The sequence below is a fragment of the Agromyces solani genome, from assembly GCF_058349925.1.
Genome location: NZ_JBYRER010000004.1, coordinates 197,417 through 222,254 on the forward strand (window position 1 = coordinate 197,417; position 24,838 = coordinate 222,254).

A 24,838-nucleotide genomic window follows, 5' to 3' on the forward strand; every position below is an offset into this window, starting at 1 on the left:
GCCCGGATGTCTCGACAGGCGCCGACGCTCGGCCGGCTCGCACGCGCCGGCTTCGACGACCTCGACCGCGCCTCGGCCGGCCTCGCCGAACTGACGACCGCGACCGGGGTCGACGGGGAGGCGTTGCTCACGGCACTCGGTGCGGCGGCCGACCCCGACTCGGCGCTGTCCGAACTCCGCCGGCTCCACGACCGCGCGCCCGCCGAGGTCGTCGCGGTGCTCGCCGAGCCTCCGGCGGCCGAACGCCTCGCCCGCCTCGTCGGGGCTTCCCGCGGTCTCGCCGACCACCTGGGGCGGCACCCCGAGGAGATCGCCCTGCTGCGCGCGGTACCCGTGCCGCCGCCGTCGATCGATGAGGCGCGATCGCTGCTCACCCGCACGGTCGACGAACTGCCGGCCGGTCGTGCCGACGACCCCGACGCCGTGGCCTCAGCCATCCGCGTCGGGTATCGCCGGTGGCTCACCGGCATCGCGGTCTACGACCTCACCCGGGACGACGCCGTCGACGTCGTCGACGTGGTCGCCGCGGGGCTCGCCGATCTGGCCGGAGCCACCCTCGACGCTGCCCTCGCGGGGGCGCGTCGAATCGTCTCGCGGAGCGACGGCGCTCCGGCCGCGCCCGGCCGCTATCCCGCGGACGAGGTCGCGGCGACCCGGCTCGCGATCATCGGCATGGGCAAGTCGGGTGCGCGCGAGCTGAACTACGTGAGCGACGTCGACGTCATCTTCGTCGCGGAATCGGGCGACGACGGCGTGGTCTCGACGCCGCGCGCCCTCGAGATCGCGACCCGGCTCGCCGTGGTGACGATGCGACTCATCGGCGAGCCCGGCATCGAGCCGCCGCTCTGGGAGGTCGACCCGAACCTGCGCCCCGAGGGCAAGGACGGCGCCCTCGTGCGCACGCTCGAGTCGCACCTGCAGTACTACGAGCGTTGGGCGAAGAGCTGGGAGTTCCAGGCCCTGCTGAAGGCGCGCCCGCTCGCGGGCGACCTCGAGCTCGGTGGCCGGTACACGGCGGGCGTCGAACCACTGGTCTGGTCGAGCTCGAGTCGTGAGGGGTTCGTCGAGTCCGTGCAGCGCATGCGCGAGCGCGTCACCGAGCACATCCCCGCCGACGAGGTGGACGTGCAGCTGAAGCTCGGTCCCGGGGGCCTGCGCGACATCGAGTTCACCGTGCAGCTGCTGCAGCTCGTGCACGGCGCCACCGACGACTCGATCCGGCAGGGCGGCACGCTGCCGGCGCTCACCGCCCTCGCGGAGGCCGGGTACGTGGGGCGCGAGGAGGCCGGTGAGTTCGCACGCGACTACCGCGTGCTCCGCGTGCTGGAGCACCGCTTGCAGCTCGAGCGTCTCCGGCGCACGCACCTCATGCCCCGCGAGGCGGACCGACTGCGCGTGCTGGCCCGGGCGTCGGGGCTCGGCAGGGACGCCGCGGAGCTCACCCGGGTCTGGCAGTCCACGAGGCAGCGCGTCCGGGGCCTTCACCAGAGGCTCTTCTACCGTCCCCTGCTGTCGGCCGTCGCCGCCCTTCCCGCCTCGGGGCTCGAGCTGACGAGCGCCCAGGCCGAGGCTCGACTCGCCGCCATCGGCTTCCGCGACCCGCGCGGCGCTCTCGCGCACATCGCGGCGCTCACGTCCGGGCTCTCACGTCGTGCGACGATCCAGCGGCACCTCATGCCGGTGCTGATCTCGTGGTTCGCGGAGGGCACCGACCCCGACTTCGGGCTGCTCTCGTTCCGGCGACTGAGCGACACCCTCGGAACGACCCACTGGTACCTGAGGCTCCTGCGCGACTCGTCCGATGCCGCGCTGCGCCTCACCCGCGTCCTCTCGGGTTCGCGCTACGCGGCCGCGCTGCTCGAACGCGCGCCCGAGGCGGTCGCGTGGCTGGAGGACCTCGAGGAGCTCCGACCGCGTTCGCTCGCCGCCCTGCAGGACGAGACCCGGGCCGTGCTGCGCCGCCACGGCGAGGCCGCCGACGCGGCGAAGATCTTCCGCGCCATCCGCCGACGCGAGATGCTGCGCCTCGCGCTGGCGGGCATCCTCGACGTGACCACCGTGGAGGAGCTCGGCCACGGTCTCAGCGACCTCACGGAGAACCACATCGCCGCGCTCGTCGCGGCGATCCGCGGCGACGAGCCCGACGGCATCGAGTTCGCCGTGATCGGCATGGGTCGCTTCGGCGGCCGGGAACTCGGCATCGGGTCGGACGCCGACATCATCTACGTCTATCGGGCGCAGGGCGCAGAGCCCGACGCGGCGCATTCGCGTGCGCTCCGGATCGTGAGCGAGCTCGTGCGCCTGTCGGAGGACGCGCGACTGCCGTTCGAGCTCGATGCCGACCTGCGGCCGGAGGGACGCAACGGCGTCGTCGCGCGCTCGCTCGACGCGTACCGCGCCTACTATTCGCGGTGGTCGCTCACGTGGGAGGCGCAGGCGCTCCTGCGTGCCCGGGGCATCGCCGGAGATCGCGCCCTGATCGACGAGTTCACCGAACTGGCCGACACCGTGCGGTATCCGCGAGAGATCGCCGAGCGCGAGGTGCGCGAGGTCAAGCGCATCAAGGCACGCGTCGAGAACGAGCGCCTGCCGCAGGGCGCCGACCCGACGCGTCACCTGAAGCTGGGTCGAGGCTCGATCTCCGATGTCGAGTGGTTCGTGCAGCTCGTGCAGCTGCAGCACGGCGCCGAGATCCCCGCGCTCCGCACGACGTCGACGCTCCACGCGCTCGAGGCATCGACCGAGGCCGGCCTCGTCGACGAGGCGGACGCCGAAACGCTCAGGGCGGCCTGGGTGTTCTCATCGCGTGCCCGCTCGGCGCTCACACTGTGGCTCGACCGCACGACCGACGTGCTTCCCGTCGAACGCTCGCAGCTCGAGGGCGTCGCGCGCATCATGGGCTACCCGGCAGGCTCGGCGACGCAGCTCGAGCACGACTACCTGCAGCTCACCCGACGCTCCCGCGCCGTCTTCGAGCGCGGCTTCTACGGCCTCGAGCCGCGCCGCGAGCCGACCGTCTGAACGCGCGACGTCTGCGGATCGGCGCCGTGGCGACGACGCCGCCCCCCCCGACACGGGCATCCCGCCATGGACGGCCGAAGGGCCGCCCCGCTCACGCGGGACGGCCCTTCGATGCAGCAGGGGGCTGCGGGTGGGATCAGACGCCGTAGTACAGCTCGAACTCGAACGGGTGGGGGCGCTGAGCGAGGGGCTTGAGCTCCTTCTCGCGCTTGTAGTCGATCCAGGTCTCGATGAGCTCCTTGGTGAACACGCCGCCCTCGAGGAGGAAGTCGTGGTCGGCCTCGAGCGCGTCGAGGGCCTCGCCGAGCGAGCCCGGCACCTGCGGGATGGCCTTCGCCTCCTCGGGCGGCAGCTCGTAGAGGTCCTTGTCGACCGGCTCGTGCGGCTCGATGCGGTTCTTGATGCCGTCGAGGCCCGCCATGAGCTGCGCGGCGAACGCGAGGTACGGGTTGCCCGAGGCATCCGGCGCGCGGAACTCGATGCGCTTCGCCTTCGGGTTGGTGCCCGTGATCGGGATGCGGATCGACGCCGAGCGGTTGCCCGCCGAGTAGACGAGGTTGACGGGGGCCTCGAAGCCGGGCACGAGCCGGTGGTACGAGTTCACCGTCGGGTTCGTGAACGCGAGCACCGCGGGGGCGTGCTTGAGCAGGCCGCCGATGTACCAGCGCGCGATGTCGCTCAGCCCGCCGTAGCCGGCCTCGTCGTAGAAGAGCGGCTTGCCGTCGTTCCAGAGCGACTGGTGGGTGTGCATGCCCGAGCCGTTGTCGCCGAAGAGCGGCTTCGGCATGAACGTCGCCGTCTTGCCCCACTGCTCGGCGGTGTTCTTCACGATGTACTTGAACTTCAGGATGTCGTCGGCTGCGGCGACCATCGTGTCGAAGCGGTAGTTGATCTCGGCCTGGCCGCCCGTGCCGACCTCGTGGTGCGAACGCTCCAGGTGGAGCCCGGCGTCGATGAGCTTCAGGCAGATGTCGTCGCGCAGGTCGGCCTGCTTGTCGACGGGGGAGACGGGGAAGTAGCCGCCCTTGTACGGGGTCTTGTTGGCGAGGTTGCCGCCCTCCTCGGCACGTCCCGAGTTCCAGGCGCCCTCCTCGGAGTCGACCGAGTAGAAGCTCGAGTGCTGGTTGACCTCGTAGCGCACGTCGTCGAAGATGTAGAACTCGGCCTCGGGGGCGAAGAACGCCGTGTCGGCGATGCCGGTCGAGGCGAGGTACTTCTCGGCCTTCTTGGCGACCTGGCGCGGGTCCTTCGAGTAGATCTCGCCGTTGCGCGGGTTGTAGATGTCGAAGACCATGATGAGCGTGCGCTCGGCGCGGAACGCGTCGATGTACGCGGTCGTCACGTCGGGGATGAGCTGCATGTCCGACTCGTGGATGTTCGCGAAGCCGCGGATCGAGGAGCCGTCGAACAGCTGGCCGACGGTGAAGAACTCCTCGTCGACCGTGGAAGCCGGGATGTTGAAGTGCTGCTGCACACCGGGCAGATCGGTGAACCGGATGTCGAGGAACTTGACATCGGTCTCTTTGATGAACTTGAGCACTTCGGACGAATCACTGAACATGCGACGGATCTCCAGGTGGCGGGTGGAACGGATGGACTTGCACAGCCAACGGCGACGGTATCCGCGCGCCGTTTCCCGACCGTGACCGGAATGTTTCGGCCATGTTACGCCCATGCCCGGTCGGTAGAATCGTCTGATGCCCGACGCGAAGCCCCAGACATTCGGCGACCTCGAACCCAGCCGGTGGCCCGGCGAACGACTCGGCCTCCCCGATCACGGGCGCGGCTCGGTCGGACGGGTCGGGCGCCGGATCGCCGCGATCTTCATCGACTGGGGCAGCGCCATGCTCATCGCGCTGCTGTTCACGCCCTACGAATCGGTCGCGTACACGTGGGTCACCCCGCTCGTGTTCGCGGTCCTGCAGATCGTGTTCATCCCGACGATCGGGGGCAGCATCGGCCACCGCCTCCTCGGCATGCACGTCGTGCCGCTCGAGGGCGGCTGGATCGGCCTCTGGCGCCCGGTCGTCCGCACGGCGCTCCTCATGATCGTCGTTCCTGCGCTCGTGTGGGACTCCGACCAGCGCGGCTTCCACGACAAGGTCGCGGGCACGGTGCTCATCCGGGCGTGACCGGCCCCGACGCATCCGCGCCGTGAACGACGAAGCGGCACCCGCCTCGAAAGGCGGATGCCGCGTGTCGGTGCGTGCGCTCAGCGCATCTTGCCGCGCTGGGGGCGGACCTTCATCGGGTCGATGCCCTTCGGGATCGGCAGCGACGTCTGCAGCGAGTTGAGACGGTTCGTCACCGCGAGCACCTCGGGCTTGGTGAGCGCCTTCTTGGTCTTGCGGAGCGTCGAGGCGAGCTTGTAGAGCTCGACCGAACCCTCGTCGTGGCCCACCGAGATGAGCGTGATCGGCACGTTCGGCAGCACTCGGGCGACCTTGCGCTGCTCGTCCTCGAGCATGCGCTTGGTGCGGGAGGCCGGGCCTTCGCTGATGAGCGCCACGCCGCCGCGGCCGACCGCCCGGTACACCGCGTCCTGCGTCTTGCCGTTGACGGCGACGGGCATCTCGTTGCCGACCCAGGCGCCGCGGAGGCCGCTGCGGAGGACCGCACCGACCGCACCCGGCTGTCCGTCGATCTGGGCGTACGCAGCGCGCTCGGCACGACGGCCGAGCACGACGAGGGCGAGCAGGAGGCCGGCGAGCACGCCCGCGACGATCCAGAGCGCGATCGTGAAGCCGTTGCCGTCGCCCGTCCAGAGCGCGAGCGCGAGGCCGACGAGCACCGGCACCAGGAACACGAGGAGCATCAGCCACTGCGCGGTCGAGTCGTAGCGGCGGGTCATCTGGAAGACCTGCCACATCTGCTTGAGTCGGCCGGGCTCCTTCTGAGCCTTCGATGCGTCCTTGGTACGTGCCATGGTGTCTAGGATACCGGCGGCCGAGGCCCGCTCGGACCGTGCGAGCACGGATCGAGCGGGCCCCGGTGCCGATGGCGTCCGACGACCGACCGGCGGGTCAGCCGACGGCCTGCGCGAACCCGAGGCTCGCGTCCGCGAGGTGCGAGAGCTCGGCCGGAAGGTCGCGCCCCTTGGCCGCCATCGACTGCGCCCAGAGCCGTCCGGCTCGGTACGACGAACGCACGAGCGGCCCGGCCAGCACTCCGAGGAAGCCGATCTCCTCGGCCTCGGCCTTGATCTCGACGAACTCCTCGGGTCGCACCCATCGAGCGACCGGCAGGTGGCGGGGGCTCGGACGCAGGTACTGGGTGACCGTGATGATGTCGGTGCCGGCGTCGTGCAGGTCGCGCAGTGCCCGGGAGACCTCCGACCGCTCCTCGCCCATGCCGAGGATGAGGTTGGACTTCGTGATGAGCCCCGCATCGCGGCCCTGCGTGATCACGTCGAGCGACCGCTCGTACCGGAATGCGGGTCGGATGCGCTTGAAGATGCGCGGAACCGTTTCGACGTTGTGGGCGAAGACCTCGGGCCGTGCGTCGAAGACCTGCTGCAGGAGCTCGGGCTCGCCGTTGAAGTCGGGCACGAGGATCTCGACGCCGGTGCCCGGCGACTGCCGGTGGATCTCGCGAATCGTCTCGGCGTAGAGCCAGGCGCCGCCGTCGGGCAGGTCGTCTCGGGCGACGCCCGTCACCGTCGAGTAGCGCAGCTGCATGCGCACGACCGACTCGCCGACCCGGCGCGGCTCGTCGGCGTCGAAATCGGCCGGCTTCCCGGTGTCGATCTGGCAGAAGTCGCAGCGCCGGGTGCATTGCGAACCGCCGATGAGGAAGGTCGCCTCGCGATCCTCCCAGCACTCGTAGATGTTGGGGCAGCCGGCCTCCTGGCAGACCGTGTGCAGGTCCTCGCTCTTCACGAGCGACTGCAGGGCGCGGTACTCGGGGCCCATCTTGGCCCGGGTCTTGATCCATTCGGGCTTGCGTTCGATCGGCGTCTGGGCGTTGCGGACTTCGAGGCGCAGCATCCTGCGCCCCTCCGGAGCGGTGGTCATGCGGCCAGCGCCTCCTCGAACTCGAGGCGGAGACGCGTACTCACGGCGTCCACGAGGTCGGCGGGCGTCACGGTGCGACCGAGTTCCCGGCTGACGGTGGTCACCCCGGCATCGCGGATGCCGCACGCGACGATCCGCTCGTACGGTTCGAGCGAGTTCGAGCAGTTGAGGGCGAAGCCGTGCATCGTGACGCCGTCGGCGACGCGGATGCCGATCGCCGCGATCTTGTTCTCGAGGCCGGGGGAGCCCACCCAGACGCCGGAGCGTCCGTCGACGCGCCGGCCGTCGACGCCGATCTCGCGGAGCACGTCGATGAGGACGCCCTCGAGCCGGCGCACATAGCCGACCACGTCGATCGGTTCGGCGAGATGGAGGATCGGATACCCCACGAGCTGGCCCGGACCGTGCCAGGTGATCTTGCCGCCGCGGTCGACGTCGATGACGGGCGTCCCGTCGGTCGGCCGCTCGTCGGGAGCGGTCCGCTTCCCGGCGGTGTAGACGGAGGGGTGCTCCAGGAGGAGGACGGTGTCGGGGCGTTCGCCCGCGACGACCGCGCGATGGACGGCGCGCTGAAGGTCGAGACCCTCGATGTACGGCACGGAGTTGGCGCTTAGCCCCGTGACGACGATGTCGAGCATTCGGCCAGTCTAGGCGACTCGTCCTCCCCAGTCGGCACCGGCGGCCGGGGGCGCACAGCCGGTCGGGACGCGGCGTGCCGGACGCCGGGCGCCGTGGAGACTCGCGGCATGAGACGTCACGCGACGACGGAAGCCCGGACCCGAGGCGAGCCCGCTCCCGCACGAACGGCGGAATCGGCTCGAGCCGAGCCCGAGCCGCGGAGCGACCGGGTCGTCGCGGGGTACCGCCTGTTGCGGCGAGTCGCCACGGGCGACCGCGCCGAGGTGTACCTTGCCGTCGACGCGACGGCCGATACGGCCGGCACGCCGCGCCGGCTCGTCGCACTTCGGGTCTACGGTCGCGACGCCGACGACGACTCGGTCGCCGTCGAGATCGCGGCGATGGGCGGGGATGCCTCGGGCACCCTGCCGATGCTCGTGGACGTCGCCGTGCTCGACGACGGTCGACGGGTCGTCGCGGTCGAGCGGGTCGGCGGCCCGACGCTCTCGCGGCTGCTCGGGGAACGGCTGCTCGACCCGGGCGAGGCGACGACGATCCTCGCCCCGCTCGTCGCCGCGACCGGCTCGCTCGCGGATGCCGGGTTCGTGCACACGAGGCTCGCGACCGGCGACGTCATGCTCGACGAGACCGGCCGACCGCGTCTCATCGGCCTCGGCGCGCTGCGCCGGCTGGAGGACGCGGGCGGGGCGGTCGCGCGCACCGAGCTGCGGCGCGAGGGGCTGCGTCGCGTCGCCGACCTCGTCGACGAGGTGGCCGGCGCGACGCGTCGCCCAGCCGCGTTCGAGCGCGCCTCCGCGATCGCTCGGGCGGGCGCCGAATCACGCCCGTTCGCACGATGCGAGGGCGAGGTGGAGCGAGCGCTCTTCGCCGCGGCGGAGGCGGTGCCGCTTCGCACGACGGTCCCGAGACCGGCGTCGACCGCACTGCCGACGCGAGTCGACGCATCGCACGCCGACGTCTCGGCGGCCGAGACCGTCGCCGACGTCGGGACACGTCGCCGGAGCGGCCTGCGGGCCGTGATCGGCGAACTGGCCCAACTCCCGGCACCGTTCGTCGACCGGGTCGCCGCGTCCGCCGATGAGGCCTCCGGTGGCGGGATCGTGAGGCGGCTCCGTGCCCTCGCGGCAGCGCGTCGACGCCCGCTCCTTGCCGGCGGCGCCATCGGCGCCGGGGCGCTCGTGCTGCTCCTGACGCTCGTGCCGCCGGCCGGGGGCGCCGACGGCGCGGGCGCGCCTGAGACGGGCCGCGGGGGCGCGCCGAGGTCCCGTGGCCCCGAGATCCGATCCTCAGTGCCGCCTCCGACCGGCGGTGCGGAGACGGATGCCGCCGAGCGCGATGCGTCGGGCGACGTCGCGCGCGACGATGCCGCGAACGAGCTCGCCCGAGACAGCGGGCCGGTCGATGCTGCGAGCGAACTGATGGCACGCCGGGCGGCGTGCCTCGACGCGATCGACGCGGGTTGCCTCGAGCAGGTCGATCAGCCGGGCTCGGCCATCGAGCGGGCCGACCACGCCGTGCTCGCGAGCGCGCGCGAAGGGGAGGCTCCGGAGCTGCCGGAGTACGACCTCGACCACCTCTCGGTCGCCGCCGAGATGGGGGATGCGGTGCTCCTGCGACTGCCGTACACGGAGGCGGAACGCGAACCGGCCTCGCTCCTCGTGATGAGGAGCGAGGCCGGTTGGCGACTGCGCGAGCTCTTCGACTAGATGCCGAGGTCGGCCTCGAACGCGCCCTCCTCGAGGCGGTCCTTGACCGCCGTGAGGAAGCGTGCGGCGTCGGCGCCGTCGATGATGCGGTGGTCGTAGGACAGCGCGAGGAACACCATCGAGCGGACCGCGATCGCATCGGCGCCGTCCTGGCTGACGACGACGGGGCGCTTCACGACGACACCCGTGCCGAGGATCGCCGACTGCGGGAGGAACACGACCGGCGTGTCGAACAGCGCACCGCGCGAGCCCGTGTTGGTCAGCGTGAAGGTGCCGCCGGCGAGCTCGTCGGGCTTCAGCTGGTTGTTGCGGGTGCGGTCGGCGAGGTCGGCGATCTGCGCGGCGAGGCCGGCGACGTCGAGCTCACCGGCATTGCGGATGACGGGCGTGAGCAGGCCGCGCTCGGTGTCGACCGCGATGCTCATGTTCTCCTGGGCGGGGTAGACGATGTTGTCGCCGTCGACCGTCGAGTTGATGATCGGGTACGCCTTGAGCGCCTCGGCCGCGGCCAGGGCGAAGAACGGGAGGAACGAGAGCTTGTTGCCCGTCTTCGCGAGGAAGTCGCCCTTGACCCGGTCGCGCAGGCGCGCGATGCGGGTGACGTCGACCTCCACAACGGTCGTGAGCTGCGCCGTCGACGTCATCGAGACCACGGCGCGCTCGGCGACGACCTTGCGCAGGCGCGTCATGGGAACGGTCGTACCGCGCAGCGGCGAGGTCTCGAGCGGCTGACGGGCGGGCGCGGCGGGCGCCGCCGCGGCCGGAGCGGCCTGCGCGGAGATCACGTCCTGCTTGCGGATGCGACCGCCGACACCGGTGCCGGTGACGGTGGCGAGGTCGACGCCCTGCTCGTTCGCGAGCTTGCGAACGATCGGCGTGACGTAGCCCGACGGACCGGCGTGCGCGCCCGTCGCGGGTGCGACGGCCTCAGGGGCAGGGGCCGCAGGGGCAGCGACGGGCGCCGCGGGAGCAGCCGGGGCTGCCGCGGGAGCAGCCGGAGTCGCGGGGGCAGCGGCCGGAGCAGCCGGAGCCGCGGGGGCAGCGGCCGGAGCAGCCGGAGCCGCGGGAGCAGCGGGGGCTGCGGCGGGCTCGGGGGCAGCGGGCGCGGCGGGCTCGGGTGCTGCAGCAGGTGCAGCGGGCGCAGCCGGCGCGGCGACCGGCTCGGCGGGCGGAGCAGCGGGTGCGGCGGCCTCTGCCGGTGCGGCGGGCGCCTCGGCCGGGGCGGGGGCGGCTTCGGGGGCCGCGGCGCCCGAGCCGTCGCCGATCGTCACGAGTGCGGTGCCGACCTCGACGGTCTCGTCCTCCTGGACGAGGATCGCCTCGATGACGCCGGCCACCGGCGACGGGATCTCGGTGTCGACCTTGTCGGTCGAGACCTCGAGCAGCGGCTCGTCGACCTCGACACGGTCGCCGACATTCTTCAGCCAGCGGGTGACCGTGCCTTCAGTGACACTCTCGCCGAGTGCCGGGAGGCTGACGGATTCGCTCATGCGCTTGTCTCCTTCACAGCGTGGGAACGCGTTCTAGCTTATTGCAGTCGTGGGGTCGGGCAGCGGCTCAGATGGCGTGCAGCGGCTTGCCGGCCAGCTTGAGCACGGCCTCGCCGAACGCCTCGCCCTGCGTCGGGTGCGCGTGGATGAAGGGGGCGATGTCCTCGGGGTACGCCTCCCAGTTCACGGCGAGCTGCGCCTCGGCGATGAGCTCTCCGACGCGGCCGCCGATCATGTGCACGCCGACGATCGGGCCGTCGTTCACGCGGACGACCTTGATCGAACCGCCCGTGCCGAGGATGCTCGACTTGCCGTTGCCGGCCAGGTTGTAGTCGAACGAGCTGACCTGGTCGGCACCGAACTTCTCCGCGGCCTTGGCCTCGGTGTAGCCGACCGACGCGACCTCGGGCTCGCAGTAGGTGATCTTCGGGATGTTGACGTCCTCGACGATGATCGGGCCCAGGCCCGCGATCTCCTCGGCGACGAAGATGCCCTGCTGGTAGCTGCGGTGCGCGAGCTGGAGGCCCGGCACGATGTCGCCCGCGGCGTACACGCCGGGGACGCTCGTCTGGAGGCGCTCGTCGGTGATGACGAAGCCGCGGTCGATCGTGATGCCGACCTCCTCGTAGCCGAGGTTCTGGGTCACCGGGCCGCGGCCGACGGCGACGAGCAGCAGGTCGGCCTCGTAGGTCGTGCCGTTCTCGAGCGTGACGACGACGCCCTCGTCGTTCTGCGTGACGCCCTGGAACCGGACGCCGAGCGAGAAGTCGATGCCGCGCTTGCGGAAGGCGCGTTCGAGCTGCTTCGAGACCGACTCCTCCTCGTTGGGAACGAGGTGGGGGAGCGCCTCGATGATCGTCACCTCGGCGCCGAACGAGCGCCACACGCTCGCGAACTCGACGCCGATGACGCCGCCGCCGAGCACGGCGACCTTGTTCGGCACGAAGTCGAGCTCGAGCGCCTGCTCGCTCGTGATGACCCGGCCGCCGATCTCGAGGCCGGGCAGCGAACGGGAGTACGAACCCGTCGCGAGGAGGACGTTCTTGCCGACGTAGCGGTCGTCGCCGACCTGGACGGTGTTCGCCGAGACGAGGCGCCCCTCGCCCTCGACGACGGTGATGCCGCGGGCCTTGAGCAGGCCCTGCAGGCCCTTCCACTTGCTGGAGACGATGCCCTCGCGGTACGCGCTGACGCCGCCCATGTCGATGCCCTCGAACGCGGTCTTCACGCCGTACTTCGCCGACTCCTTGGAGACCTCTGCGACCTCGGCCGCGTGCAGCAGCGCCTTGGTCGGGATGCAGCCGCGGTGGAGGCACGTGCCGCCGAGCTTGTCTTTCTCGATCACCACGGCGGTGAGGCCGAGTTCGACGGCGCGGATCGCTGCGGCATAGCCCGCGCTGCCCCCGCCGAGGACGACAATGTCAAAGTTCTGCTCGGACAACCGCAATCTCCCTTGCGCACCTGATCTGCGACACGGACTGCCGGAGGCGTGTCGCCTCGGCAGGCGTTCGGGCGACGTTCTCGCCCTGAACGACCTTACTACTTGGCGGCGAGCTCCTCGCCCAGCCGGATGAGCGTGCGAACGGCGGCTCCGGTGGCTCCGGTGCCCGTGAAGCCCCAGCCCGCGCCGGTGTTGTGCGAGGGTCCTGCGATGTCGAGGTGCGCCCACGGGATGCGCTCTTCGGTGCCCTCGCGGAGCCCGACGAACTGCTGCAGGAAGACGCCCGCGAGCAGCATTCCTGGCACGGTCTGGCCGAGCTTGGTGTTCCCGAGGTCGGCGACGTCGGACTTGAGCAGCGCGAGCAGGTCCTCCGGAAGCGGCATCGGCCAGACCGCCTCGTCGACGTGGTCGGCGGCCGACCGCACGTCGGCGACGAGGCCGTCGTCGCCGAGGAGGCCGGAGATGCGGTTGCCGAGCGCGACCATCTGCGCACCGGTGAGCGTCGCGACGTCGACGATCGCGTCGGGCTGCTCCTCGCTGGCGGCGACGAGGCCGTCGGCGAGCACGAGGCGGCCCTCGGCGTCGGTGTTGAGGACCTCGACGGTCTTGCCGCCCCGGATGCGCAGCACGTCGTTCGGACGCGTCGCCGTGCCCGACGGCAGGTTCTCGGCGAGGCACAGCCAGCCCGTGACCTTGATCGGTACGCCCAGCTCGGCGAATGCGACGATCGCCGAGAGCACGGCCGCGGCGCCCGCCATGTCGGTCTTCATGCCCACCATGGAGAGCATCGGCTTCAGCGAGAGGCCGCCCGAGTCGAACGTGATGCCCTTGCCGACGAGCGCGAGATGTCCGGATGCCTCGGCAGGAGCCCATTCGAGGCGCACGAGCCGGGGGCCACGGCTGGAACCCTGGCCGACGCCGACGATGCCGCCGAACCCGTCGGCGGCGAGCTCGGCCTCGTTCCAGACCTTGGCGGCGACCCCGACCGCGGTCGCGGCTTCGACGGCGAGCTCGGCGAACGTCTCGGGGTAGAGGTCGGCCGGCGAGGTGTTGACGAGGTCCTTCGTGCGGGCCACGGCCGCGACGACGGAACGGATCCGGTCGAGGCGGACGGCGTCGGCGTCGAAAGCGGTGTGCAGGGTGACCGCGGCCACGGGCGGCTTCGCGTCGGAGCGGTACTCGTCGAACGCGTACGCGCCGAGCGCGGCACCCTCGAGGTAGGCGGCCGCCGTCTCGGCGTCGCCGGCCTCGACCGCGAGCGCGATCGACTCGACCTTGCTCAGCCGACGCACGGCCGAGCCGGCGGCCAGGCGGAGGCTCGAGGCATCCGCCCGCTCGCCCACGCCGACCACGGCGATGACGCGCGGACCGCCGTCGGTGCCCGGCAGCCGAGTGAGCTCGTCGCTCGCTCCCGTCGCGCCGAGTGCGGAGAGCTGCACGGCGAGCCCGTCGAAGCCCGACGGCACGAGGAGTTCGGGACCGTCGGTGCCCTTCCGGGCGGCGACGAGCACGACGTCGGCGTCGGCGGCGGCAGCGGGGGAGTCGGAGACGGAGAGCGCGGGAACGGTCATGATCCCCGATCGTACGTGTTCGCTCTGGGCATCAACGTCCGCGCGCTCGATCGGAGGTCGGCCGCGTGGTCGTCACTACGCTGGAAACATGCGCGATCCACGTTCCCTGTACGAGCTGAACGTCGACGTGTCGGTGCCTCCGGGGCTGCCGCTCGTCGCGGGGCTCACCGGATTCGCCGACGCCGGCGGAGCGGTCGCGCAGACGACCGAGTACCTGCGCGAGACGCTCGAGACGACGCCGATCGCGACCTTCGACGCCGATGAACTGCTCGATTACCGGGCGCGCCGTCCGATCATGCTCTTCGAGGGTGAGCGGTTCACCGAGTACACGCCCCCGCGGCTGGAACTCGAGCTCGCACGCGACGAACTCGGTCGTCCGTTCCTCCTGCTGACCGGCTTCGAGCCGGATTTCCGCTGGGAGTGGTTCACGGCGGCGGTGCTGCACCTCATCGACGAGCTGCAGGTCTCATCGACGACGTGGATGAACGCCATCCCGATGCCCGTTCCGCACACCCGGCCGATCCGCATGACCGTCAGCGGCAATCGCGACGAACTCATCGACTCGATGTCCGTCTGGCGGCCCACCACGCAGGTGCCCGGCAACGCCCTGCACCTCGTCGAATACCGGCTCGTCGAACTCGGGCATCCGACGACCGGGTTCGTCCTGCTCATCCCGCACTACCTCGCCGACACCGAGTACCCGTCCGCGGCGATCGCCGCCCTCGAGGCGATCAGCGCCGCGACGGGGCGCATCTTCCCGACCGACGCCCTCCGCGAGCAGGGGCGCGAGTTCGTCGCGCGGATCGACGAGCAGGTCGCCGAGAACGGCGAGCTCGCGAAGCTCGTCGGCACCCTCGAGGAGCGCCACGACGCCTATATGGAAGGGACAACCCTTCGCTCGCCGCTCACCGACGAGGACGGCGAACTGCCGAGCGCCGACGAGATCGCGGCCGAGCTCGAGAAGTTCCTCGCCTTCCGGCGCTCGCGCGACGAGGAACCGCCGCGCGGAGCCTGAACCCGGGGTCGGGGACCGGTCGTCGACTGGGGAATGGCCACCGGCCCGCAGGCGTTGACAGAAGTTGAGCGGCGCGGTGTCGGACGTGCGTTCCTGCACCCGAGGATCTGTATAATTAAGGCAGGACCCGTTCGGGTTCGCGAGCACGATGTCGGTCGTGCGGTTGTCGCGGACTTGACATGGGTCCTCATAGTGTCCGAAAACGACCCGGACCGACTGCACGAGCCACGCCTTCCGAGAGGGCACACGCCGCGCGACGGTAGGAGAGGTTCAAACGTATGGCAACGACGAAGGCGAAGGCCGAGGCCGAGGCTGAGAAGCCGGCCGCGAAGCGCCAGACCGCCGCGAAGTCGGCTGCGAGCAAGACGCCCGCGAAGGCGCCCGCCGCGAAGGCTGCGGCGAAGACGACGACGGCGTCGAAGACGCCGCGCACGAGCACGGCCAAGAGCGCCGCCAAGCCCCGCACGAAGGCGAAGGGCAAGGCGGCCGACGAGGACGACGAGGACGACGTCGAGCCCGCCGACCTCGAGGAGGTCGAGGTCGACACCGCCGAGGGCGTCGACGAGGCATCCGACGAGGACGACGAGGCGAAGCCCATCGCGGTCGAGCCCCACCCGACGGGCGCGCTCGTGCTGCGCGCCTCCGACGACGAGGACGAGGTCCCGGTCTACTCCTCCACCATCACCGGTGCGACGGCCGACCCGGTGAAGGACTACCTCAAGCAGATCGGCAAGGTCGCGCTCCTGAACGCGGCCGAAGAGGTCGAGCTCGCGATGCGCATCGAGGCCGGCCTCTTCGCGGAGGAGAAGCTGTCGCAGATGAGCGACACGGAGAAGCGTTCGCAGCTCGGTCGCGAACTGCAGTGGGTCGCGAAGGACGGCCAGCGCGCCAAGAGCCACCTGCTCGGTGCGAACCTGCGTCTCGTCGTCTCGCTCGCGAAGCGCTACACGGGTCGCGGCATGCAGTTCCTCGACCTGATCCAGGAGGGCAACCTCGGCCTCATCCGCGCGGTCGAGAAGTTCGACTACACCAAGGGCTTCAAGTTCTCGACCTACGCCACGTGGTGGATCCGCCAGGCGATCACGCGCGCCATGGCCGACCAGGCCCGGACCATCCGCATCCCCGTGCACATGGTCGAGGTCATCAACAAGCTCGCCCGAGTGCAGCGCCAGATGCTCCAGGACCTGGGCCGCGAGCCCACGCCCGAAGAGCTGAGCCGCGAACTCGACATGACCCCCGAGAAGGTCATCGAGGTGCAGAAGTACGGCCGCGAGCCGATCTCGCTGCACACGCCGCTCGGTGAGGACGGCGACAGCGAGTTCGGCGACCTCATCGAGGACACCGAGGCGGTGGTCCCGGCCGACGCCGTCGGCTTCACGATGCTGCAGAAGCAGCTCGAGTCGCTCCTCGACTCGCTGAGCGAGCGCGAGGCGGGCGTCATCCGCATGCGCTTCGGCCTCGGCGACGGCATGCCCAAGACCCTCGACCAGATCGGCGACACGTTCGGCGTCACCCGCGAGCGCATCCGCCAGATCGAGTCGAAGACGATGGCGAAGCTGCGTCACCCGTCGCGGTCGCAGTCGCTGCGCGACTACCTCGAGTAGGCCGCCGGTGCGCTACGCGCCGGCGATTCTCGTCGGCAGACTCACCCGTTTCGCCGCCCGGCTCCGCAAGCCGGGCGGCGGTTCGGCGGTTCCCGGTCTCGTCGTCAACCGCATTGCGCCGAACTACCTGAAGCGCACGCTGTCCGGCTTCCCGCAGGGGCTCGTCGTGGTGTCGGGTTCGGCCGGCAAGTCGACGACCACGAAGATGCTCGTCGCGATCCTGCGCGAACACGGCGTCGACGTCTTCACCAATCCGTCGACGGCGAACATCAGCCAGGGCCTCACCTCGGCGTTGCTCGAACAGGCCGACTGGCGGGGCCGTGTGCCCGGCGACGTCGCCGTCCTCGAGATGGACGAGGGTCACGGCGCCCTCGTCATGCAGGGCGTCGACGCTCGCGTCGTCTGCCTCACGAACGTCATGGTCGACCAGATCGACCGGTTCCACGATTCCGAGATGGTCGCGGGCATGCTCGCGCGCATCGCCGCCCGAGCGGGGGAGTCGGTCGTCCTGAACGCCGACGACGCGTATCTCGAACGGCTGGCCGCGAAGGTCGGGCCGGATGTCGCGGTGCGACGCTTCGGCGTCTCGCAGGCGGTCCTCGACGAGTCGCCGCGCGGGCTCGGCTACACCGAGACGAGCCCGCATCGACTCGACCCGTCGGACGGCGTCGTCGTCGACGCCGTCTCGGGTCGTGAGGTCGCGCTGCTCGACGACGGCCGGCGCGTGACCGCGGGTCTCCCCGCGCGCGGCACGCACTACGCGGTGGATGCCGCGGCCGCGTACTCGACGGCGAAGGCGGTACTGGGCGAGCGATTCTCCGCCGACTCCGCGGCGAGCGCCCTCAGCGCGATCCCGGCGGTCTTCGGACGGGGTGAGCGGGTGACGGTGCGCGGCCAGGAGGTCGAGTTCGTCCTCGTGCAGAATCCGGCGAGCTACCAGCTCAACGTGGACAGCGTCGAACCCGGGACGAGCGACATCCTCTTCGCGATCGGCTCGGACGTGCGCGACCCCTCGTACTTCTGGCCCGCCGACGCGTCGTCGCTCGGCCGGGTGGCGATCGTGAGCGGATCCAAGGCGGCGGAGGCGGCGCTCATGCTCGCCTACGACGGCGTCGAGATCGATCGGGTCGAACCCGATCTGCCGCGGGCGCTCGACGATTTCCTCGCGGCCCCGGCACCGACCTCGGGCGTGAAGACGATCGTCTTCTCGGCCGACTCGATGCGCCGCACGAGGGCGCACCTCGGATTGACGGGTACCGAATGAGCCTCACGATCGTCTCCCTGCTGCCGACGCTGCAGAACACCAACGGCGATGCCCAGAACGCGCACGTGCTCGCGATGCGTGCCCGCTGGGCCGGTATCGACGCCGTCGTGGTCCCCGTCGACGAGGCCGCGGCGCTGCCCGACCGGGTCGACGCGATCGTGCTGGGCTCCGGAAGCGACGCATCGCTCGACGAGAGCCGCGAGCGCCTGCTCGGCCTGCACGACGAGCTGCGACGATGGGGCACCGAGGGTGTGCCCGTCCTCGGCGTCGGCACCGGGTGGGAACTGCTCAGCTGGGGCATCGAGACGAGCGGCGGTCGCAGCATCGAGGGCCTCGGCATCCTGCCCGGGCGAGCCGTGCCGCGTGGCGATCGCGTGACGGGCGACCTCGTGGTCCGATCGCCGGCCTTCGGCGCGCTCGTGGGCTTCGAGAACCACGCTCGCGACTACATCGGCGCCGAGGGCTCGCCGCTCGGCCGCGTCCTCACGGGCAGCGGCAACGGACGCGACTCGGGGCAGGAGGGCGTCGTCATGGGCTCGGTGTTCGGCACGCACCTGCACGGGCCCGTGCTCGCGAAGAACCCGGCGTTCGCCGACCACCTGTTGACGCTGATGGCCGAGCGAGCCGGAATCGGCTACGAGCCGGCCGGCCGCGCCGCCGAGGTCGACGGTTACGCCGCGGCGGCGCGTTCCGTTCAGGCGCGGGCGGCCGGCGTCGAATCGCCCGTCGGCTGAGCGGGCTCGCCCCGACGCGACGACGAAAACGCCCCGGCGATGCCGGGGCGTTTCTCGTTCGGTCCGGGTTCGGAAGGTCAGCGGCGGTCGTCGACGAGGAGACGGTCGCTCTCGTCGTGCCAGCTCTGCGCGATCTGCGAAAGCTTCTCCTGGTGCTTGCGCCCGTGGTGTGCGCAGAACAGGAGCTCGCCGCTCGCCACGACGACGCGGATGTACGCCTGGGCGCCGCAGGCGTCGCAGCGGTCGAGCGCCGTGAGCTCGTAAGGGGTCTCGGCTTCGACCGCACCGGTGGTCTCGGTGTACTGGGTCATGGCTCCTCCTCCGTCGCTCATGCTCGATGTTCCGTTCATCAATGAAAACACGGGCGAGAGCGGGAGACTTCCGTTCCGCCGGGCATTTCGCTCAGCGCGTAGCGCCTGCGCGTCGGTGTCGGTCGCGCTCACTAGGCTTGTTCGACGTGAGTTCCGACTATTCCGCCCGCCACCTCTCCGTCCTCGAAGGGCTCGAGGCGGTCCGCAAGCGTCCCGGCATGTACATCGGTTCGACCGACTCGCGCGGTCTCATGCACTGCCTGTGGGAGATCATCGACAACTCGGTCGATGAGGCGCTCGCGGGCCACGGCACCGAGATCGGCGTGCTGCTGCACCCCGACGGCAGCGTCGAGGTCCGCGACCGGGCCCGAGGCATCCCCGTCGACGTCGAGCCGAAGACGGGCTTGACAGGCGTCGAGGTCGTCTTCACGAAGCTGCACGCGGGCGGAAAGTTCGGCTCCGGATCGTACGCCGCGTCCGGCGGCCTGCACGGTGTCGGGGCCTCCGTCGTCAACGCCCTGTCGGAGCGGCTCGACGTCGAGGTCGACCGCGACGGCAAGACGTGGGCCATGTCGTTCCACCGCGGCGAGCCCGGCGTCTTCGCCGACGGTGACGTGCCGTCGCCCGACGCGCCGTTCACGCCGTTCGAGGAGCGCAGCGAACTCCGAGTCGTCGGCAAGGTCGCGAAGGGCGTCACCGGCACGCGCATCCGTTACTGGGCCGACCGCCAGATCTTCACGAAGGGCGCCGAGTTCCAGACCGACGACCTGCTCGGACGCGCCCGCCAGACGGCGTTCCTCGTGCCGGGTCTCGCCATCGACGTGACCGACGAGCGGGGCGAGACGCCCCACACGACGTCGTTCCAGTTCGAAGGCGGCATCTCCGAGTTCGTCGAGCACCTCTCTCCCGACTCGCCGATCACCGACATCTGGCGACTCACCGGCACCGGGCACTTCACCGAGACGGTTCCGGTGCTGAGCGAGAGCGGCGCCATGGTGCCCACCGAGCTCTCGCGCGAGTGCGAGGTCGACATCGCGCTGCGCTGGGGCACGGGGTACGACACGGTCATGCGCTCGTTCGTCAACATCATTGCGACGCCGAAGGGCGGCACCCATCAGGCCGGATTCGACCAGGGCCTGCTGAAGTTCCTGCGCCAGCAGGTCGAGCAGAACGCACGCCGGCTCAAGGCCGGCAACGACAAGCTCGAGAAGGACGACGTGCTCGCGGGGCTCACCGCCGTGATCACCGTGCGGCTGCCCGAGCCGCAGTTCGAAGGCCAGACGAAGGAGGTGCTCGGCACGCCCGCCGTGCGCAGCATCGTCTCGAACGTGCTCACGAAGGAGCTGAAGGAGCGCTTCGCCTCGACGAAGCGCGACGACAAGACCCAGTCGGCCCTCCTGCTCGACAAGGTCGTCGCCGAGATGAAGTCGCGCATCTCCGCTCGCGCCCACAAAGAGACCCAGCGGCGGAAGAACGCGCTCGAGAGCTCGTCGCTCCCGGCCAAGCTCGTCGACTGCCGGTCGAACGACGTCGCGCACTCCGAGCTCTTCATCGTCGAGGGCGATTCGGCCCTCGGCACCGCGAAGCTCGCCCGCGACAGCGAGCACCAGGCACTGCTGCCCATCCGGGGCAAGATCCTCAACGTGCAGAAGGCGAGCGTCGCCGACATGCTCGGCAACGCCGAATGCGCCTCGATCATCCAGGTCATCGGAGCGGGCTCCGGCCGCAGCTTCGACCTCTCGCAGGCGCGCTACGGCAAGGTCATCCTGATGGCCGACGCCGACGTCGACGGAGCGCACATCCGGACGCTGCTGCTCACGCTCTTCTTCCGGTACATGCGACCGATGATCGAGGAGGGGCGCGTCTTCGCCGCCGTGCCGCCGTTGCACCGCGTGGTGGTCATGAACCCCGGCTCGAAGCCGAACGAGACGATCTACACCTACTCCGAGGCCGAGCTGCAGGGCGTGCTCGCCGGGCTCGACAAGCAGAAGAAGCGGTACCAGGACCCGATCCAGCGCTACAAGGGCCTCGGTGAGATGGACGCCGACCAGCTCGCGACCACGACGATGGACCGCCGTCACCGCACGCTGCGGCGAGTCGGCATCGGCGACGCCGAGAACGCCGGTCGCGTGTTCGAACTCCTCATGGGCAACGACGTCGCGCCGCGCAAGGAGTTCATCATCGAGAGTTCCGACGCCCTCGAGCGCGACCGCATCGACGCCTGACCCCGACGCAACGATGAAGGCCGCCCCGATCGGGGCGGCCTTCGTCGTGCGCGAGACGTCGCTGCGGGCTCAGCCGATGCGTCGGCCGACGGCCGCGACGACCGCGCCGAGCGCCTGGCCCGAGGCATCCCGCTTCGCACCGCTATCGGGCAGCTCCCGAGCCGAGCCGTCGGCACCGACGGCGAGCGCGGGGGAGGACCCCACCCACGCGAGGTGCAGGGCGTCCTCGCCCTTGAGGAACCGCTGCGCGCGGACTCCGCCAGTGGCCCGTCCCTTCGCGGGGAACTCGCCGAAGTCGCTCACCTTCGCGCTGCCCGGGTCGGTGCCGAGCAGGGTGTCGCTCGAGGCGGCGACCGTGACGACGACGGTCTCGTCGGCCTTCGCGGCCGGCACGCTCGTGAAGTGGATCACGTGCGCGCCGCCGCCGAGGTTGATGCCGGCCATGCCGCCCGCCGGGCAACCCTGCGGGCGCACGGAGGACGCGGAGAACCGCAGGAGTTGCGCGTCGGAGGCGACGAAGACGAGTTCGTCGGTCTCGTCGCCCTGGACCGCGCCGACGACCTCGTCGCCCGCCTTCAGCCCGATCACCTCGAACTCGGGCTTGTTCGGGTACGCACCGGTCGCGACCCGCTTGACGACGCCCTGCTTCGTGCCGAGCGCGATCGAGCGGTCGGCATCGAGCGACACGATCGCGAGCACGCGCTCATCGCGATTCGGAAGGGCGAGGTAATCGCCGATCTTCACGCCGGCCCCCAGCTGCACCGACGTGGGCGGCAGCATCGGGAGGTCGACCGGGCTGAAGCGGATCAGGCGACCGAGGCTCGTCACGGCGCCGATCTCGGAGCGGCTCGTCGTGTCGAGCGTCGACCGGATCGCGTCGTGCTTGCTTCGGCGCGCCGGCGGGGTGATCGTCGGCGGACCGTCGGGCCCGTCGGGGAGGTCGACCCGCGCGATGCGGCCCGTCGCCGAGAGGAACACACGGCACGGGACGTCCGCGACCTCGAGCACCGCCGCGGCGCGCTTGGCGGCCGCGCCGGCGATCGACGGACGGGCGTCGGTGAGCAGCGTGCGGCGGGGCGTACCGAATCGGTCGGCGACCTCGGCGAGCTCGTCGGAGACGAGCGCCTCGATGCGGTGACGGCTCGCGAGCAGTGCCTCGAGCTCCTCGATCTCGGCGCGCAGCCGGTCGCGCTCCGCCTCGAGCTCGATGCGCGAGAACTTCGTGAGGCGCCGCAGCTGCAGCTCGAGGATGTACTCGGCCTGAACCTGGCTGAGGTCGAACACCTCCATGAGGCGGGCGCGCGCGGCGGCGGTGTCGTCACTCGAACGGATGACCTGGATGACCTCGTCGATGTCGAGGATCGCGATGAGCAGGCCGTCGACGAGGTGGAGGCGCTCACGACGTCGTGCCAGCCGGTACTCCGAGCGGCGCGTGACGACCGCGATGCGGTGGCCGACGTACACCTGCAGGAGCTCGCGCAGTCCGAGCGTCTGCGGGCCGCCGTCGACGAGGGCGACGTTGTTGATGTTGAAGGAGTCCTCGAGCGGGGTGAGCCGGTAGAGCTGCTCGAGCACGGCGTCGGGGCTGAAGCCCGTCTTGATGCCGATGACGAGGCGCAGCCCGTTCGCCCGGTCGGTGAGGTCGGTGACGTCGGAGATGCCGTTGATCTTCTTGGCGTTCACCCCGTCCTTGATCTTCTCGATGACCTTCTCGGGGCCGACGAGGTAGGGGAGCTCGGTCACGACGAGTCCGGTCTTGCGTGCCGTGAGCTGCTCGACCGAGACCTTCGCCCGGGTCTTGAAGCTGCCGCGGCCGGTCGCGTAGGCGTCTTTGATGCCCGAGAGGCCGACGATAGTGCCGCCGGTCGGCAGATCGGGACCGGGCACGAACTCCATGAGCTCGTCGAGCGTCGCGTTCGGGTGCGCGATGAGGTGCCGCGCCGCCCCGACGACCTCGATGAGGTTGTGCGGCGCCATGTTCGTCGCCATGCCCACGGCGATGCCGCTCGCCCCGTTCACGAGGAGGTTCGGGTAGGCGCTCGGCAGCACCTCGGGCTGGGTGAGCTGGTTGTCGTAGTTCGGCACGAAGTCGACGACGTCCTCGTCGAGGCCCTCGGCCATCGCGAGCGCGGGGGAGGCGAGCCGGGCCTCGGTGTAGCGCGGGGCCGCCGGGCCGTCGTCGAGCGAACCGAAGTTGCCGTGGCCGTCGACGAGCGGCACCCGCAGCGTGAAGGGCTGCGCCATGCGGACGAGCGCGTCGTAGATCGCCGTGTCGCCGTGCGGGTGGAGCTTGCCCATGACCTCGCCGACGACGCGCGCCGACTTCACGTGGCCCTTGTCGGGCCGGAGGCCCATCTCGGTCATCTGGTAGATGATGCGACGCTGAACGGGCTTGAGCCCGTCGCGGGCGTCGGGAAGCGCGCGCGAGTAGATCACCGAATACGCGTACTCGAGGAACGAGCCCTGCATCTCGGTGGCGACGTCGACGTCTTCGATGCGCTCGACGATCGGTTCGTCGGCGGGCTGCGATTTCGCTCGGGTCATCCGTGTTCTCTGTGCCGTGCGTGCCTGGCACGCGGTGGAACTGGGGCGCGCCCTGCCTGTGTCAGACTGGGCGCGATGTCTGCCATGCTACCGGTGCCCGCCGACACGGCTCCGCGCCTCACCGATGTGCTCGGCAGTTGCCTCGCGAGCCTCGACGGCACCGCGAACGTCCTCGGATTCCCCACGGCCCGCAGCGCCGTCGTCGTGCTCGTCGACGGGCTCGGCGCGGCGAACCTCCGCGCCCGGTCGGGGCACGCCCGTTTCCTCGCGGCGGGATTCGGCAAGCGGGATGTCGCGCGCACGGTGTTCCCCTCGACGACGGCGGCGGCGCTCGCGAGCCTCACCACGACGGCGCGGCCGGGCGAGCACGGCCTCGTCGGGTATCGCACGCTCGACTCGGCGAACGATCGCCTCGTGAACCAGCTGAACGGCTGGGACGACCGCATGCGACCCGAGACGTGGCAACGCCGCGCGACCGTCTTCGAGGCGGCCCGCGAGCGCGAGGTCGACGCGGTCGTCGTCGGGGCTCCGAGGTACGTCGACTCCGGCTTCACGCGAGCGGTCCTGCGCGGTGCGCGATACGTCTCCGGTCTCTCGATCGCCGAACGTTTCGAGGCCGCGCTCGACGTCGTCTCGGGCGACCGTCCCGCCCTCGTCTACCTCTACGTCCCCGAACTCGACCAGGCCGCCCATGCCGACGGCTGGGAGTCCGACCGCTGGCTCGGGCTCCTCGAACAGCTCGACGCCGAGACGGCGTCGTTCGCACGGCGGATGCCTCGGGGCACGGGCCTCGTCGTCACCGCCGACCACGGCGTGGTCGACGTGCCGGCCCACCGTCACGTGTTCGTCGACGCGCGACCGGATCTCGTCGACGGGGTGCGCCACGTCGGCGGAGAGCCGCGCTGCCTGCAGCTCTACTTCGAGCCCGCGCTCGGCCCGGCGGCGCGAGCGGCGCTGGTCGACCGATGGCGCGAGGCCGAATCCGGCCGGGCATGGGTCATGACGCGCGCCGAGGCGATCGCGGCCGGACTCTTCGGCGACGTGGCCCCCGAGGTCGAGCCCCGCATCGGCGACCTGCTCATCGCCGCGCGCGCCGGCATCGCCTACTACGACGGCCGGCTGGCGGATCGGCAGGCGGAGAAGATGATCGGCCAGCACGGTTCGCTCACCGACGAGGAGATGCGCGTGCCGCTCATCAGGCTCGGGGCGTACGCGCGCGGATGAACGACGACGGCCCGGCACGAGGCATCCCTCGACCGG

Annotated in this window: 18 protein-coding genes; 9 read left to right on the top strand and 9 right to left on the bottom strand. The window is 70.9% G+C overall.

Features of this window, described 5'->3' with window-relative positions; all coding sequences use genetic code 11:
• The first annotated feature begins 6 nt into the window (after positions 1-6).
• Entirely contained in the window at positions 7-3,021 is a 3,015-nt protein-coding gene (locus AC3RJ7_RS17625) for a bifunctional [glutamine synthetase] adenylyltransferase/[glutamine synthetase]-adenylyl-L-tyrosine phosphorylase (RefSeq protein ID WP_491457156.1), read from the top strand.
• 136 nt (positions 3,022-3,157) lie between these two features.
• Here the strand turns inward: AC3RJ7_RS17625 and glnA are convergent, their stop codons facing one another.
• Positions 3,158-4,582: a type I glutamate--ammonia ligase gene (gene glnA / locus AC3RJ7_RS17630; RefSeq protein ID WP_491457157.1), complete on the bottom strand. Its 1,425-nt coding sequence runs from the start codon at positions 4,580-4,582 to the stop codon at positions 3,158-3,160.
• Between the two features lie 136 nt (positions 4,583-4,718).
• Between glnA and AC3RJ7_RS17635 the strand changes: the two genes are divergently transcribed.
• Positions 4,719-5,153 carry an RDD family protein gene (locus AC3RJ7_RS17635; RefSeq protein ID WP_491457158.1) on the top strand — a complete coding sequence of 145 codons (435 nt, stop codon included), beginning with the start codon at positions 4,719-4,721 and terminating at the stop codon, positions 5,151-5,153.
• Between the two features lie 80 nt (positions 5,154-5,233).
• On the opposite strand, the gene AC3RJ7_RS17640 is transcribed toward AC3RJ7_RS17635, so the two are convergent.
• From AC3RJ7_RS17640 to lipB, 3 genes are all read right to left on the bottom strand, one after another.
• Entirely contained in the window at positions 5,234-5,947 is a 714-nt protein-coding gene (locus AC3RJ7_RS17640) for a DUF4191 domain-containing protein (RefSeq protein ID WP_491457159.1), read from the bottom strand.
• 97 nt (positions 5,948-6,044) lie between these two features.
• On the bottom strand, positions 6,045-7,034 hold the full coding sequence (gene lipA / locus AC3RJ7_RS17645; protein WP_491457160.1) for a lipoyl synthase: 990 nt from the start codon (positions 7,032-7,034) through the stop codon (positions 6,045-6,047).
• A complete protein-coding gene (gene lipB / locus AC3RJ7_RS17650; protein WP_491457161.1) occupies positions 7,031-7,672 on the bottom strand; it encodes a lipoyl(octanoyl) transferase LipB in 642 nt (213 codons plus the stop codon). The genes lipA and lipB overlap by 4 nt, the downstream gene beginning before the upstream one ends.
• Positions 7,673-7,780: 108 nt before the next feature.
• Here lipB and AC3RJ7_RS17655 point away from each other — a divergent pair, with 108 nt between their 5' ends.
• Complete coding sequence (locus AC3RJ7_RS17655) at positions 7,781-9,379, top strand: hypothetical protein (RefSeq protein ID WP_491457162.1); 1,599 nt, start codon at positions 7,781-7,783, stop codon at positions 9,377-9,379.
• Here AC3RJ7_RS17655 and sucB read toward each other — a convergent pair.
• The 3 genes from sucB to AC3RJ7_RS17670 form a co-directional block, all read right to left on the bottom strand.
• A complete protein-coding gene (sucB, locus tag AC3RJ7_RS17660; protein WP_491457163.1) occupies positions 9,376-10,869 on the bottom strand; it encodes a 2-oxoglutarate dehydrogenase, E2 component, dihydrolipoamide succinyltransferase in 1,494 nt (497 codons plus the stop codon). The genes AC3RJ7_RS17655 and sucB overlap by 4 nt on opposite strands.
• A gap of 67 nt (positions 10,870-10,936) precedes the next feature.
• Positions 10,937-12,310, bottom strand: a complete 1,374-nt coding sequence (gene lpdA, locus AC3RJ7_RS17665; RefSeq protein ID WP_491457164.1) for a dihydrolipoyl dehydrogenase — start codon at positions 12,308-12,310, stop codon at positions 10,937-10,939.
• A gap of 98 nt (positions 12,311-12,408) precedes the next feature.
• Positions 12,409-13,881, bottom strand: coding sequence for a leucyl aminopeptidase (locus tag AC3RJ7_RS17670; protein WP_491457165.1), 1,473 nt, complete (start codon positions 13,879-13,881; stop codon positions 12,409-12,411).
• An 88-nt stretch (positions 13,882-13,969) separates the two neighbouring features.
• Between AC3RJ7_RS17670 and AC3RJ7_RS17675 the strand changes: the two genes are divergently transcribed.
• The 4 genes from AC3RJ7_RS17675 (at position 13,970) to AC3RJ7_RS17690 (ending at position 18,498) form a co-directional block, all read left to right on the top strand.
• The gene (locus tag AC3RJ7_RS17675) at positions 13,970-14,896 is read left to right on the top strand and encodes a proteasome assembly chaperone family protein (protein WP_491457166.1); all 927 of its coding nucleotides are present in this window, start codon (positions 13,970-13,972) and stop codon (positions 14,894-14,896) included.
• Between the two features lie 278 nt (positions 14,897-15,174).
• Positions 15,175-16,500, top strand: coding sequence for an RNA polymerase sigma factor (locus AC3RJ7_RS17680; RefSeq protein WP_491457167.1), 1,326 nt, complete (start codon positions 15,175-15,177; stop codon positions 16,498-16,500).
• A gap of 7 nt (positions 16,501-16,507) precedes the next feature.
• Positions 16,508-17,764, top strand: coding sequence for a Mur ligase family protein (locus AC3RJ7_RS17685; protein WP_491457168.1), 1,257 nt, complete (start codon positions 16,508-16,510; stop codon positions 17,762-17,764).
• On the top strand, positions 17,761-18,498 hold the full coding sequence (locus AC3RJ7_RS17690; RefSeq protein ID WP_491457169.1) for a type 1 glutamine amidotransferase: 738 nt from the start codon (positions 17,761-17,763) through the stop codon (positions 18,496-18,498). The genes AC3RJ7_RS17685 and AC3RJ7_RS17690 overlap by 4 nt, the downstream gene beginning before the upstream one ends.
• A gap of 77 nt (positions 18,499-18,575) precedes the next feature.
• Here the strand turns inward: AC3RJ7_RS17690 and AC3RJ7_RS17695 are convergent, their stop codons facing one another.
• On the bottom strand, positions 18,576-18,809 hold the full coding sequence (locus AC3RJ7_RS17695; protein ID WP_491427596.1) for a DUF7455 domain-containing protein: 234 nt from the start codon (positions 18,807-18,809) through the stop codon (positions 18,576-18,578).
• Between the two features lie 146 nt (positions 18,810-18,955).
• On the opposite strand from AC3RJ7_RS17695, the gene AC3RJ7_RS17700 reads away from it, so the two are divergent.
• On the top strand, positions 18,956-21,034 hold the full coding sequence (locus tag AC3RJ7_RS17700) for a DNA gyrase/topoisomerase IV subunit B (RefSeq protein WP_491457170.1): 2,079 nt from the start codon (positions 18,956-18,958) through the stop codon (positions 21,032-21,034).
• A gap of 69 nt (positions 21,035-21,103) precedes the next feature.
• On the opposite strand, the gene AC3RJ7_RS17705 is transcribed toward AC3RJ7_RS17700, so the two are convergent.
• Positions 21,104-23,578: a DNA gyrase/topoisomerase IV subunit A gene (locus tag AC3RJ7_RS17705; protein WP_491457171.1), complete on the bottom strand. Its 2,475-nt coding sequence runs from the start codon at positions 23,576-23,578 to the stop codon at positions 21,104-21,106.
• A 75-nt stretch (positions 23,579-23,653) separates the two neighbouring features.
• Here AC3RJ7_RS17705 and AC3RJ7_RS17710 point away from each other — a divergent pair, with 75 nt between their 5' ends.
• Positions 23,654-24,802: an alkaline phosphatase family protein gene (locus AC3RJ7_RS17710; RefSeq protein ID WP_491457172.1), complete on the top strand. Its 1,149-nt coding sequence runs from the start codon at positions 23,654-23,656 to the stop codon at positions 24,800-24,802.
• Positions 24,803-24,838: the final 36 nt, after the last annotated feature.